Annotated in this window: 11 protein-coding genes; all 11 read left to right on the top strand. The window is 65.8% G+C overall.

Annotation, left to right across the window (positions count from 1 at the left end; translation table 11 throughout):
• Window positions 1-43 precede the first annotated feature (43 nt).
• The 11 genes from KVG96_RS21950 (at window position 44) to KVG96_RS21900 (ending at window position 12,981) form a co-directional block, all read left to right on the top strand.
• A complete protein-coding gene (locus KVG96_RS21950) occupies window positions 44-1,543 on the top strand; it encodes an NAD(P)H-hydrate dehydratase (protein ID WP_217893901.1) in 1,500 nt (499 codons plus the stop codon).
• Complete coding sequence (gene tsaE / locus KVG96_RS21945) at window positions 1,531-2,001, top strand: tRNA (adenosine(37)-N6)-threonylcarbamoyltransferase complex ATPase subunit type 1 TsaE (protein WP_217893900.1); 471 nt, start codon at window positions 1,531-1,533, stop codon at window positions 1,999-2,001. Before KVG96_RS21950 ends, tsaE begins: the two co-directional genes overlap by 13 nt.
• 51 nt (window positions 2,002-2,052) lie before the next feature.
• Window positions 2,053-3,432 (top strand): N-acetylmuramoyl-L-alanine amidase, encoded by a 1,380-nt coding sequence (locus tag KVG96_RS21940; protein ID WP_371856111.1) that lies wholly within the window; start codon window positions 2,053-2,055, stop codon window positions 3,430-3,432.
• On the top strand, window positions 3,429-5,351 hold the full coding sequence (mutL, locus tag KVG96_RS21935; RefSeq protein WP_225927440.1) for a DNA mismatch repair endonuclease MutL: 1,923 nt from the start codon (window positions 3,429-3,431) through the stop codon (window positions 5,349-5,351). Before KVG96_RS21940 ends, mutL begins: the two co-directional genes overlap by 4 nt.
• A complete protein-coding gene (miaA, locus tag KVG96_RS21930; protein WP_217894262.1) occupies window positions 5,351-6,322 on the top strand; it encodes a tRNA (adenosine(37)-N6)-dimethylallyltransferase MiaA in 972 nt (323 codons plus the stop codon). The genes mutL and miaA overlap by 1 nt, the downstream gene beginning before the upstream one ends.
• A 94-nt stretch (window positions 6,323-6,416) precedes the next feature.
• The gene (gene hfq, locus KVG96_RS21925) at window positions 6,417-6,677 is read left to right on the top strand and encodes an RNA chaperone Hfq (protein WP_003221112.1); all 261 of its coding nucleotides are present in this window, start codon (window positions 6,417-6,419) and stop codon (window positions 6,675-6,677) included.
• A gap of 12 nt (window positions 6,678-6,689) precedes the next feature.
• A complete protein-coding gene (gene hflX / locus KVG96_RS21920; RefSeq protein ID WP_217893898.1) occupies window positions 6,690-7,991 on the top strand; it encodes a ribosome rescue GTPase HflX in 1,302 nt (433 codons plus the stop codon).
• Between the two features lie 96 nt (window positions 7,992-8,087).
• Window positions 8,088-9,263, top strand: a complete 1,176-nt coding sequence (gene hflK / locus KVG96_RS21915) for an FtsH protease activity modulator HflK (protein ID WP_217893897.1) — start codon at window positions 8,088-8,090, stop codon at window positions 9,261-9,263.
• Window positions 9,263-10,132, top strand: a complete 870-nt coding sequence (gene hflC, locus KVG96_RS21910; protein WP_085582889.1) for a protease modulator HflC — start codon at window positions 9,263-9,265, stop codon at window positions 10,130-10,132. The genes hflK and hflC overlap by 1 nt, the downstream gene beginning before the upstream one ends.
• A 314-nt stretch (window positions 10,133-10,446) precedes the next feature.
• A complete protein-coding gene (locus KVG96_RS21905; protein WP_217893896.1) occupies window positions 10,447-11,634 on the top strand; it encodes an ATP phosphoribosyltransferase regulatory subunit in 1,188 nt (395 codons plus the stop codon).
• 54 nt (window positions 11,635-11,688) lie between these two features.
• Complete coding sequence (locus KVG96_RS21900; RefSeq protein ID WP_085582885.1) at window positions 11,689-12,981, top strand: adenylosuccinate synthase; 1,293 nt, start codon at window positions 11,689-11,691, stop codon at window positions 12,979-12,981.
• Window positions 12,982-13,055: the final 74 nt, after the last annotated feature.

Here is a 13,055-nt window from a genome sequence, read left to right as displayed (position 1 = left end):
TGAGGTGCGTATAATTCTGCCAGACATCGGAGCCCGAAGACGCATGCCGCACACGAAAGATCATTTACCCGACGCGCTGTACCGCGCCGCCCAGGTGCGGGACATCGACGCGCGGCTGATCGCTGCCGGCACGCCGGGCCTGGAACTGATGCACCGCGCCACCCGGGCGACCTGGCGCGCGCTGGTGCGCCGCTGGCCGGCGGCGAACGAGCTGACGGTGCTGGCCGGCCACGGCAACAACGCCGGCGACGGTTATCTGGTGGCGGCGCTGGCGCACCGTGCCGGCTGGCATGTGCGGGTGCTGGCCGTCGGCGATCCGCAGCGTTTGCAGGGGGATGCGGCGCAGGCCCATGGCCAGGCCCTGGCCGAAGGGGTTGCCGTGCAGGGCTGGAATGCGCAGAGCGAACTGCGCGGCGTGATCCTCGATGCGCTGCTCGGCACCGGCCTGAGCGGCGAGGTGCGCGAACCGTATGCCTCGGCCATCCGCGGGATCAACGCCAGCGGCCTGCCGGTGGCGGCGGTGGATGTGCCGTCCGGATTGTGCGCCGATACCGGGTGCGTGTCGGGTGTGGCGGTGCGCGCCGACCTCTGCGTGACCTTCATCGGCCTCAAGCTGGGGCTGTTCACCGGCGACGCGGCCGATCATGTCGGTGAACTGGCGTTCAACGATCTGCAGGCGCCGGCCGAAACCTTCTGTGACATTCCCGTTGCCGCCCGTCGTCTCGACGCCGCTAATCTGCCGCGTCCGGCCCCTCGGGCAGCGACGGCGCACAAGGGCCGGTTCGGTCATGTGCTGCTGATCGGCGGCGACCTCGGGTTCGGCGGGGCGATCGTGCTCAGTACCGAAAGCGCGCTGCGCAGCGGTGCGGGCATGGTGTCGCTGGCGACCCGCGCAGAGCATGTGTCGGCGGTACTGGCCCGGGTGCCGGAAGCCATGGCGCTGGGCGCCTCGTCGGCCAATCAGTTGATGGGGCTTTTGGAGAAGGCCTCGGTGCTGGTGGCCGGGCCGGGGCTGGGCCAGGCCGGTTGGGGGCGCAGCCTGCTGTCGGCGGCGGCCAATGCGCCGTTGCCCCAGGTGTGGGACGCCGATGCGTTGAACCAGCTGGCCGCAGGCTGGGTGAGCCTGCCGAAGGATTGCGTGATCACGCCGCATCCGGGGGAGGCGGCACGCCTGCTCGGCGTCAGCACCGCGCAAGTGCAGGCCGACCGGCCGGCGGCGGCCCTGGCACTGAGCAAAAAATACGCAGCGGTGACGGTGCTCAAGGGCGCCGGCAGCCTGATCGCCCACCCTGACGGGAGGTTGGCCGTGTGTCATCAGGGCCACCCCGCGATGGCGACCGCCGGCCTCGGCGATGTGCTGGCCGGGTTGCTCGGCGCGCTGATGGCCCAGGGCATGGACAGTTTCGCGGCCGCCTGCCTGGCGGTCTGGCTGCATGCCAATGCGGGCCTGCAACAAGGTAAATTCGGCCGTGGGCTGGCGGCCAGTGATCTGATTCCAGCCATTCGTCAGTTGTTGGAGGAGCATGCACCGTGTCTGAAGTAACCCTGTACCTGGCCGATGAACAGGCCATGACCGACTTTGGCGCACGGATCGCCCGCACCACCGGGGGGCATGGCCTGATTTTCCTGGTGGGGGACCTGGGCATGGGCAAGACTACCCTGTCCCGCGGCCTGATCCGCGGCCTGGGCCACCAGGGCGCGGTGAAGAGCCCGACCTTCACGCTGGTCGAGCCCTATGAGATCGGCGACATCCGCGCCTTCCACTTCGACCTGTACCGGCTGGTCGACCCGGAGGAGCTGGAATTCCTCGGCATCCGCGACTACTTCGAAGACGATGCCCTGTGCCTGATCGAGTGGCCCGACAAAGGTGCAGGCTTTTTGCCAAAGCCTGACCTGACCATTACCATTAGCCCGCAAGACAGCGGGCGTTCGCTGACCATTTTGTCCCAGGGCTCGCGCGGCGAGGCCTGGTGTGCCGCTTTGGCGTTGGAATCCAAATAAATGATGGGGTTAGGTATGCGCTTTCGCGCGTTGGTGGCTGCCGCTGGGCTGATGTTGATGGCAGTGACCGTCAGCGCTGTGGCCGACACAAAGGTCAACAGCGTGCGCCTGTGGCGGGCGCCGGACAACACGCGGCTGGTGTTCGACCTGAGCGGCCCGGTGCAGCACAGCGTATTCACCCTGACCGCGCCGGATCGGCTGGTGATCGACATCAACGGCGCCACCCTCGGCGCGCCGCTGAACGTGCAGACCGCCAACACGCCGATCACCGCCATGCGTTCGGCCCAGCGCACGCCGACCGACCTGCGGGTGGTCATCGACCTGAAGAAGGCCGTCACCCCGAAAAGCTTCTCCCTGGCGCCGAATGCGCAGTACGGCAACCGTCTGGTGGTCGACCTGTTCGACAACCCGGCCGACGCCGCGCCGCCGCCTGCGCCGACGCCGTCGGTGGCCACCGTGCCGGCCGTGCCGGTGACCCCGGCGGAACCGGCGATCAAGCTGCCGCCGGCCCCGGCCGGCAAGCGCGACATCATCGTGGTGATCGACGCCGGCCACGGCGGCGAAGACCCCGGCGCCTCGGGCTCGCGCGGCCAGCGTGAAAAAGACGTGGTGCTGCAGATCGCCCGCGAGCTGCAGCGTCAGGTCAACGGCATGAAAGGCTTCCGCGCCGAGCTGACCCGCACCGGCGACTACTTCATCCCGCTGCGCGGCCGCACCGAGATCGCCCGCAAGAAGGGCGCCGACCTGTTCGTCTCGATCCACGCCGACGCCGCGCCTTCGGCCGCCGCGTTCGGCGCGTCGGTGTTCGCCTTGTCCGACCGTGGCGCCACCTCGGAGACCGCCCGTTGGCTGGCCGACAGCGAAAACCGTTCCGACCTGATCGGCGGCGCCGGCAACGTCAGCCTCGACGACAAGGACCGGATGCTCGCCGGCGTGCTGCTCGACCTGTCGATGACCGCTTCGCTGACCTCCAGCCTCAACGTCGGCCAGAAGGTGTTGAGCAACATCGGCCGCGTCACGCCGCTGCACAAGCAGCGGGTGGAACAGGCCGGGTTCATGGTGCTGAAGTCGCCGGACATCCCGTCGATCCTGGTCGAGACCGGCTTCATCTCCAACGCCAACGAGGCCTCCAAGCTGGCGGCGTCGAGCCACCAGCAGGCGCTGGCGCGGTCAATCAGCAGCGGTGTGCGCCAGTTCTTCCAGCAGAACCCGCCGCCGGGCACCTACATCGCCTGGCTGCGTGACTCGGGCAAGATCGCCCAAGGGCCGCGCGACCACCGGGTGAGCCCGGGCGAAACCCTGGCGATGATCGCCGTGCGCTACCAGGTGTCGCCGGCCACGCTGCGCAGCGCCAACAACCTGAGCAGCGATGAGCTCAAGGTCGGTCAGCACCTGACCATTCCCGGCACTGAACTGGCGTCCAAGGAATGAATCAGGTGTTGAGTTCGGCCCGTATTGAACTGCTCAGCCCCCGGCTGGCGAACCAGATCGCCGCCGGCGAGGTGGTCGAGCGCCCGGCGTCGGTGATCAAGGAGCTGCTGGAGAACAGCCTCGACTCCGGCGCCCGGCGCATCGACGTCGACGTCGAGCAGGGCGGCGTCAAGCTGCTGCGGGTGCGCGACGACGGCAGCGGCATTTCCGCCGACGACCTGCCGTTGGCGCTGGCCCGGCACGCCACCAGCAAGATCCGCAACCTCGAAGACCTCGAGCAGGTGATGAGCCTGGGCTTCCGGGGCGAGGCGCTGGCGTCGATCAGCTCCGTGGCGCGCCTGACCCTGACCTCGCGCACCCGTGACGCCGACCAGGCCTGGCAGGTCGAGACCGAAGGCCGCGACATGGCGCCCCGGGTGCAGCCGGCGGCGCATCCGGTGGGCACCTCGGTGGAGGTGCGCGACCTGTTTTTCAACACGCCGGCGCGGCGCAAGTTCCTCAAGACCGAAAAGACCGAGTTCGATCACCTGCAAGAAGTGATCAAACGCCTGGCGCTGGCCCGCTTCGACGTGGCTTTCCATCTGCGCCACAACGGCAAGACCATCCTCAGCCTGCACGAGGCCCACGATGAAGCGGCCCGCGCCCGGCGCGTGGCGGCGATCTGCGGCTCGGGCTTCCTGGAGCAGGCGCTGCCGATCGAGATCGAGCGCAACGGCCTGCGCCTGTGGGGCTGGGTCGGCCTGCCGACGTTCAACCGCAGCCAGGCGGACCTGCAGTACTTCTTCGTGAACGGCCGTGCGGTGCGCGACAAACTGGTGGCCCACGCGGTGCGCCAGGCCTACCGCGACGTGCTGTTCAACGGCCGTCATCCGACCTTCGCGCTGTTCTTCGAGGTCGATCCGGCGGCGGTGGACGTCAACGTGCACCCGACCAAGCACGAAGTGCGCTTCCGTGACGGGCGCATGGTGCACGACTTCCTTTACGGCACCCTGCACCGGGCGCTGGGCGATGTGCGTCCTGAGGATCAGGTGGCGGCGCCGGTCGCCTCCAGCGGTTTCGTCCGCCCGACCGGCCTCGAGGCCGGCGAGTTCGGCCCCCAGGGCGAAATGCGCCTGGCGGCCAACACCCTGCTGGAGCAGCCGCAAGGGCAGCCGTCGTTCAACGCGCCGGCCGGCGGCGGCAGCGGTGCGGGCTACCAGTACCAGTACACGCCGCGTCCGCAGTCCGCCGTGCCGGCCGCCGAGGCCCAGGCCGCCTACCGCGAGTTCTTCGCGCCGCTGCCGGAAGCCGCAACCCCGGCCAGCGGCAATGCGCTGCCGAGCGGCCAGGGCGACATCCCGCCGCTGGGCTACGCGCTGGCGCAGCTCAAGGGCATCTACATCCTGTCCGAGAACGCCCAGGGGCTGGTGCTGGTGGACATGCACGCCGCCCATGAGCGGATCATGTACGAACGCCTGAAGATCGCCATGGCCAGCGAAGGCCTGAGCGGCCAGCCGCTGCTGGTGCCGGAGTCGCTGGCGGTGAGCCAGCGCGAGGCCGACTGCGCCGAAGAGCACGCGGCTTGGTTCCAGCGCCTGGGCTTCGAGCTGCAGCGCCTGGGCCCGGAGACCCTGGCTATCCGACAGATCCCGGCGCTGCTCAAGCAGGCCGAGGCCAACCGGCTGGTCGGCGACGTGCTGGCGGATCTGATGGAGTACGGCACCAGCGACCGGATCCAGGCGCACCTGAACGAACTGCTGGGCACCATGGCCTGCCACGGCGCGGTCCGCGCCAACCGGCGCCTGGCCCTGCCGGAAATGAACGGCCTGCTGCGCGACATGGAAAACACCGAGCGCAGCGGTCAATGCAACCATGGCCGGCCGACCTGGACCCAACTGGGCCTGGACGACCTGGACAAACTGTTTTTGCGCGGTCGTTGATGAGCCAGCTTCCTCCAGCGATATTCCTGATGGGCCCGACCGCTGCGGGCAAGACCGACCTGGCCATCGAGCTGACCAAGGTGCTGCCGTGCGAGCTGATCAGCGTCGACTCGGCGCTGGTCTACCGCGGCATGGACATCGGCACCGCCAAGCCGTCCAGGGAACTGCTGGCCGAGTTTCCGCACCGCCTGATCGACATCCTCGACCCGGCCGAGGCGTATTCGGCGGCGGATTTTCGCCGCGATGCGCTGATCGCCATGGCCGACATCACCGCCCGGGGCAAGATCCCGCTGCTGGTGGGCGGCACCATGCTCTACTACAAGGCGCTGGTCGAAGGCCTGGCCGACATGCCGGCGGCCGATCCCGAAGTGCGTGCGCAGATCGAAGAAGAGGCGGCGCGCCTCGGCTGGCAAGCCCTGCACGAGCAGTTGGCGGCCATCGACCCGGTGTCGGCGGCGCGGATTCACCCGAACGATCCGCAGCGCCTGAGTCGTGCGCTGGAGGTTTACCGGGTCAGCGGTCAGAGCATGACCGCGCTGCGCCAGCAACAATCTGCGCAAAGTGCCGACGCAGCCGCATCGGGGCGGCAACAATTGCCCTATACTGTCGCGAATCTGGCGATCGCTCCGGCAAATCGCCAGGTACTGCACGAGCGCATTAAACAAAGATTCACAAATATGCTGGAACAGGGATTCATCGACGAGGTCGTAGCCCTGCGCAATAGAAGTGACCTGCATGCCGGGTTGCCGTCTATACGTGCGGTGGGTTACCGCCAGGTCTGGGATTATCTGGACGGCAGGCTGACGTCGGCCGAAATGCAGGAGCGGGGCATCATCGCCACGCGCCAATTGGCCAAACGCCAGTTCACCTGGCTGCGCAGCTGGGATGGTTTGCATTGGCTTGACAGTCTGGATTGCGACAATCTGCCACGCGCCTTGAAATACCTTGGGACGATCTCCATATTGAGCTGAGTCCCTGCAATTGCCGTCTATCCTTGGGGGTGTGGCGGCAAAAGCCACCCGTTTACCTATTTTTTATTATTGAATCCTTAAAGGAGTGCGGCACATGTCAAAAGGGCATTCGCTACAAGACCCTTACCTGAATACTTTACGTAAAGAGAAAGTGGGGGTTTCCATCTACCTGGTCAACGGCATCAAGCTGCAAGGTACGATCGAGTCGTTCGACCAGTTCGTCATCCTGCTGAAGAACACCGTCAGCCAGATGGTCTACAAACACGCTATCTCTACCGTCGTGCCGGTTCGTCCAATTCGTCTGCCAAGCGCAACCGAATCCGATGCAGGTGACGCAGAGCCTGGTAACGCCTGATAGGAGTCTCCTTTGTTCTTTGAGCGCCACGGTGGTGGTGAACGAACCATTCTCGTTCACTTGGATGGTCAGGACCCTGAGGCGCGCGAAGATCCGCAGGAGTTTCAGGAGTTGGCAATTTCGGCTGGCGCCGAGACCGTCGCGTTTTTCAGCGTGCCGCGTCATCGGCCAACCGCCAAGACCCTGATTGGCAGTGGCAAGGTCGAGGAGTTGCGCGACCTGGTCAAGGCCGAACAGGTCGACCTGGTGATTTTCAATCACACCCTCTCACCCAGTCAGGAACGCAACCTCGAGCGCGAGTTCGAGTGCCGCGTGATCGACCGCACGGGTCTGATCCTCGATATTTTCGCCCAACGCGCCCGCACCCATGAAGGCAAGCTCCAGGTCGAACTGGCCCAGCTTGAGTACATGAGCACGCGGCTGGTGCGCGGCTGGACCCACCTTGAGCGGCAGAAGGGCGGCATCGGCCTGCGCGGCCCGGGCGAGACCCAGCTCGAGACCGACCGGCGCCTGTTGCGGGTACGCCTGCGGCAGATCAAGTCCCGGCTGGAGAAAGTGCGCAGCCAGCGCGAGCAGTCGCGGCGCGGACGCAAGCGTGCGGACATCCCGACGGTGTCGCTGGTGGGTTACACCAACGCCGGCAAATCGACGCTGTTCAACTCGGTGACCGAGTCCGAGGTGTATGCGGCGGACCAACTGTTCGCCACCCTCGACCCGACCCTGCGCCGCCTGGACCTCGAAGACCTGGGGCCCATCGTGCTGGCCGACACCGTGGGCTTCATCCGTCACCTGCCGCACAAACTGGTCGAGGCGTTTCGGGCTACGCTCGAAGAGTCGAGCAACTCCGACCTGCTGCTGCACGTGATCGACGCCCACGAGCCGGACCGGATGGAGCAGATCGAGCAGGTGATGGTGGTGCTCGAGGAGATCGGGGCGCAAGACTTGCCGATCCTGGAGGTATACAACAAACTCGATTTGCTCGAGGGCGTTGAGCCGCAGATCCAGCGCGACGCCGATGGCCGGCCGCAGCGGGTCTGGCTGTCGGCGCGGGACGGCTCCGGCCTGGACCTGCTCAAGCAGGCGGTGGCCGAGCTGCTCGGCGATGACCTGTTCGTCGGCACGCTGCGCTTGCCGCAACGTTTCGCCAGGTTGCGCGCGCAGTTCTTCGAACTGGGCGCGGTGCAGAAAGAAGAACATGACGACGAAGGCGCCAGCCTGCTGGCCGTCCGGTTGCCGCGGATCGAGCTGAACCGGCTGGTGAGCCGCGAAGGATTGCAGCCGGTGGACTTCATCGAGCAACACACTTTGCAATAAAAGCCTGAAAAAGCGGTTGTGCCGCGGTGACAGGCATTCTGTAGCATGGGGCGGCGCGCCGTGGGCGCGTCTTTGCTTTATCAGATGGAGAGCGCTATGGCTTGGAATGAGCCGGGTGGCAACTCGAACAATCAGGATCCTTGGGGTGGCAAGCGTCGCAACAATGGCGACCGCAAGGGCCCGCCGGATCTCGACGAGGCCTTCCGCAAGCTGCAGGAAAGCCTTAACGGGTTGTTCGGTGGTGGCAAGAAACGGGGTGACGACGGGGGCGGACCGGGCAAGGGCGGCGGCTTTGGCGGCCTGCTCGGCATCGGTCTGGTCGTGCTCGCGGCCGTGTGGCTGTACAGCGCGGTGTACGTGGTGGACGAGCAGGAGCAGGCCGTGGTGCTGCGCTTCGGCAAGTACTACGAGACCGTCGGCCCGGGCCTGAACATCTATTTCCCGCCGATCGACAAGAAGTACATGGAAAACGTCACGCGGGAGCGTGCGTACACCAAGCAGGGCCAGATGCTGACCGAAGACGAGAACATCGTCGAAGTGCCGCTGACCGTGCAGTACAAGATCAGCAACCTGCAGGACTTCGTGCTGAACGTCGACCAGCCGGAAATCAGCCTGCAGCATGCGACCGACAGCGCCCTGCGCCACGTGGTGGGTTCCACCGCCATGGACCAGGTGCTGACCGAAGGCCGTGAGCTGATGGCCAGCGAGATCAAGGAACGCCTGCAACGCTTCCTCGACACCTACCGCACCGGCATCACCGTCACCCAGGTCAACGTGCAGAGCGCCGCGGCGCCGCGTGAGGTCCAGGAAGCCTTCGACGACGTGATCCGTGCCCGCGAAGACGAGCAGCGTTCGCGCAACCAGGCCGAGACCTACGCCAACGGCGTGGTGCCGGAAGCCCGTGGCCAGGCCCAGCGCATCATCGAGGACGCCAACGGCTACCGCGACGAGACGATCTCCCGCGCCAAGGGTGAGGCCGACCGCTTCACCAAGCTGGTCGCCGAGTACCGCAAGGCACCTGAAGTCACCCGTCAGCGCCTGTACCTGGACACCATGCAGGAAGTCTTCAGCAGCACCAGCAAGGTGCTCGTGACCGGCAACAAGAACGGCCAGAGCAACCTGCTTTACCTGCCGCTGGACAAGATGGTCGAAAGTGGCCGCAACACCAGCGCTCCGGTGAGCGGCGGTGCGGCAGCCACCAGCAATGAAGCCAATGTGCGTGCCGCAGCGGATCTGCAGCAACAGCAGGCACGTACCCGGGAGAGTCGCTGATGAGCAATAAATCGCTGATCGCCCTTATCGTCGGCGTGGTCGTGGCGATCGCTGCCTGGAACTGCTTCTACATCGTGGCTCAGACCGAGCGTGCGGTGTTGCTGCAATTCGGTCGCGTGGTCCAGGCCGATGTCCAGCCGGGCCTGCATGTGAAGGTGCCGTACGTCAACCAGGTGCGCAAGTTCGACGCCCGCCTGATGACGCTGGACGCACCGACGCAGCGCTTCCTGACCCTGGAAAAGAAAGCCGTCATGGTCGATGCCTACGCCAAATGGCGGGTGAAGGACGCCGAGCGTTTCTACACCGCGACCTCCGGCCTCAAGCAGATCGCCGACGAGCGTCTGTCCCGTCGCCTGGAGTCGGGCCTGCGTGACCAGTTCGGCAAGCGCACCCTGCACGAAGTGGTGTCGGGCGAGCGCGATGCGCTGATGGCCGACATCACCGCGTCGCTGAACAAGATGGCGGAGAAGGAACTGGGCATCGAAGTGGTCGACGTCCGCGTCAAGGCCATCGACCTGCCGAAGGAAGTCAACCGCAGCGTGTTCGAGCGGATGAGCACCGAGCGCGAGCGTGAAGCCCGCGAGCACCGCGCCAAGGGTAACGAGCTGGCCGAAGGCATCCGTGCCGACGCCGATCGCCAACGCCGCGTGCTGCTGGCCGAAGCCTATCGTGAGTCCGAAGAGGTTCGCGGTGACGGCGACGCCCAGGCCGCTGCGATCTACTCCAAGGCCTACGGCCAGGACCAGGATTTCTACGCGTTCTACCGTAGCCTGCGCGCCTACCGTGAAAGCTTCGCGAACAAGTCCGACGTCATGGTGCTCGACCCGAGCAGCGACTTCTTCAAGTACCTGGAGAAGGCCAAGCCTTGATTCGACGTTGACCTGCGTCATTCCGCCCGGCGGCTAAAACCTCGGGCGGGGTGATCCTTTTGGAAAACGTGTGTATGATGCGGCAGCCGGGAAATTCCCGGCTTTTTTGCGTCTGCACGTTTGATTGCTGTTTTTGGTGCAGGGCGCGGGGCTCAAGGGCCCGACGGTTTTTCGAGGAAAGTGATTGGCGAAGCCGGTGACAGGGCTTTTCGCTTCGTCGCCCATGCGCGTGTCTTTTGCGCAGGCCGGTCATTTTCTGCTTCACTCAAGGCTCGCCCTCGGGCTGGCCGCCCGGATCAAAGGGGAATGGCGTAATGGCAACGGTAGACCGCTGGCTGCTGCCAGATGGCATCGAAGAAGTGCTGCCACCGGAAGCGGCGCGCATTGAAGTGGCGCGTCGTCAGGTGTTGGATCTGTTCCAGAGCTGGGGTTACGAGTTCGTCGTGACTCCCCATATCGAGTACCTGGAATCCCTGCTGACCGGCGCGGGCCAGGACCTGGATCTGCGTACCTTCAAGGTCATCGACCCGCAGTCGGGCCGGCAGATGGGCTTCCGTGCCGACATCACCCCGCAGGTGGCGCGCATCGACGCGCACACCCTGCGTCGCGAAGGCCCGAACCGTCTCTGCTACGCCGGCAGCGTGCTGCACGCCCAGCCGCGTGCGCTGTCGTCCTCGCGCAGCCCGATCCAGCTGGGCGCCGAGCTCTACGGCGACGCCAGCCCGAGCAGCGACGTCGAAGTCATCAGCCTGCTGTTGGCCATGCTGCAGTTGGCCGACGTGCCGGACGTGCACATGGACCTGGGGCATGTCGGCATCTACCGCGGCCTGGCCCGTGCCGCCGGACTGTCCGGCGAGGTCGAGCAACAGCTGTTCGACGCGCTGCAACGCAAGGCCATCGACGAGGTCACAGCCTTGACCGAAGGCCTGCCGGCGGAGCTGGCGGGCATGCTGCGCGCGCTGGTGGACCTGTGCGGCGGCCGTGAGGTGCTGACCGCCGCCCGCGAGCTCCTGGCCAACGCACCGGCGCCGGTGCTGGCGGCGCTGGAGGATCTGCTGGCGATCGCCGAGCGCCTGGCGGCGCGATTCCCGCAGCTGCCGCTGTATTTCGACCTGGGCGAGCTGCGCGGCTACCACTACCACACCGGTGTGGTGTTCGCGGCGTTCGTGCCGGGCGTGGGTCAGTCCATCGCCCAGGGCGGCCGCTACGACGATATCGGCGCCGACTTCGGCCGCGCCCGTCCGGCCACCGGCTTCTCCACCGATTTGAAAACCCTGGTGACCCTGGGGCGTGCTGAGATCGAGCTACCGTCCGGCGGTATCTGGATGCCTGACAGTACGGATGCGGCACTCTGGCAGCAGGTCTGCCAGTTGCGCAGTGAGGGTCAGCGTGTCGTCCAGGCCTTGCCTGGGCAACCTTTGGCCGCCGCCCGTGAAGCGGACTGCGACCGTCAATTGATCCAGCAGAACGGGCTTTGGCAAGTATCGCCACTGGCTTCTTGAGTTTTCCTGCCGGCAGGTGCCGGCACCAAGTTTGCGCGAATGAGGACAAGTGTTATGGGTAAGAATGTCGTAGTCCTGGGCACCCAGTGGGGTGATGAGGGCAAAGGCAAGATCGTTGATCTGCTGACCGAACATGCTGCCGCCGTAGTGCGCTACCAAGGTGGCCACAACGCTGGTCACACCCTGGTGATCGACGGCGAGAAAACCGTTTTGCACCTGATTCCGTCGGGCGTGCTGCGCGAAGGCGTGCAGTGCCTGATCGGCAACGGCGTGGTGGTTGCACCGGACGCCCTGCTGCGGGAAATCAACAAGCTGGAAGAGAAAGGCGTGCCGGTGCGCGAGCGCCTGCGCATCAGCCCTTCCTGCCCGCTGATCCTGTCCTACCACGTGGCGCTGGACCAGGCCCGTGAAAAGGCCCGCGGCGAGCTGAAGATCGGCACCACCGGCCGCGGCATCGGCCCGGCCTACGAAGACAAGGTCGCGCGCCGCGGTCTGCGCATCGGTGACCTGTTCCACCGCGAGCGTTTCGCCGCCAAGCTGGGCGAGCTGCTGGACTACCACAACTTCGTGCTGGTCAATTACTACAAAGAGCCGGCCATCGACTTCCAGAAGACCCTGGACGAGTGCATGGAGTACGCCGAGCTGCTCAAGCCGATGATGCTCGACGTCACCGCCGAGCTGCACAGCCTGCGCCGCGACGGCAAGGACATCATGTTCGAAGGCGCCCAGGGCTCGCTGCTGGACATCGACCACGGCACCTACCCGTACGTGACCAGCTCCAACACCACCGCCGGCGGCATCGCCACCGGATCCGGCGTCGGCCCGATGTTCCTGGACTACATCCTGGGCATCACCAAGGCGTACACCACCCGCGTCGGTTCGGGCCCGTTCCCGACCGAACTGTTCGACGACGTCGGTGCGTTCCTGGCCAAGCGCGGCCATGAGTTCGGCGCCACCACCGGCCGTGCCCGCCGCTGCGGCTGGTTCGATGCCGTGATCCTGCGTCGCGCCATCGACGTCAACAGCATCTCGGGCCTGTGCCTGACCAAGCTGGACGTGCTGGACGGCCTGGAAACCATCAACATCTGCGTCGGCTACAAGAACCAGGACGGTGCAGTGATCGACGCGCCGACCGACGCCGACAGCTACATCGGCCTGGAGCCGGTGTACGAGCAGATGCCGGGCTGGAGCGAGTCGACCCTGGGCGCCAAGACCCTGGAAGAGCTGCCGCAAGCCGCGCGCAACTACATCAAGCGCATCGAAGAGCTGGTCGGCGCGCCGATCGACATTATTTCGACGGGTCCTGACCGCAACGAAACCATCGTTCTGCGCCATCCGTTTGCTTGATAAGTCGTTGATGTAAAAACACAAAGGCCCCTTGATCGGGGCCTTTGTCGTTTATGCCTGTTGGACGGCATGAC

Origin of the sequence: Pseudomonas ekonensis (assembly GCF_019145435.1) — a bacterium.
In the GTDB taxonomy this organism is placed as follows: Bacteria; Pseudomonadota; Gammaproteobacteria; order Pseudomonadales; family Pseudomonadaceae; genus Aquipseudomonas; species Aquipseudomonas ekonensis.
The sequence above is the reverse complement of the archived record's forward strand: the minus strand, read 5'-3'. Positions and strand labels throughout refer to the sequence as shown.

Excerpts from the sequence above, each read along its gene's own strand:
- KVG96_RS21950 (WP_217893901.1), top strand. The coding sequence starts at position 44 with ATGCCGCACACGAAAGATCATTTACCCGACGCGCTGTACCGCGCCGCC.
- KVG96_RS21940 (WP_371856111.1), top strand. The coding sequence starts at position 2,053 with ATGTTGATGGCAGTGACCGTCAGCGCTGTGGCCGACACAAAGGTCAAC.
- mutL (WP_225927440.1), top strand. The coding sequence starts at position 3,429 with ATGAATCAGGTGTTGAGTTCGGCCCGTATTGAACTGCTCAGCCCCCGG.
- miaA (WP_217894262.1), top strand. The coding sequence starts at position 5,351 with ATGAGCCAGCTTCCTCCAGCGATATTCCTGATGGGCCCGACCGCTGCG.
- hfq (WP_003221112.1), top strand. The coding sequence starts at position 6,417 with ATGTCAAAAGGGCATTCGCTACAAGACCCTTACCTGAATACTTTACGT.
- hflK (WP_217893897.1), top strand. The coding sequence starts at position 8,088 with ATGGCTTGGAATGAGCCGGGTGGCAACTCGAACAATCAGGATCCTTGG.
- hflC (WP_085582889.1), top strand. The coding sequence starts at position 9,263 with ATGAGCAATAAATCGCTGATCGCCCTTATCGTCGGCGTGGTCGTGGCG.
- KVG96_RS21905 (WP_217893896.1), top strand. The coding sequence starts at position 10,447 with ATGGCAACGGTAGACCGCTGGCTGCTGCCAGATGGCATCGAAGAAGTG.
- KVG96_RS21900 (WP_085582885.1), top strand. The coding sequence starts at position 11,689 with ATGGGTAAGAATGTCGTAGTCCTGGGCACCCAGTGGGGTGATGAGGGC.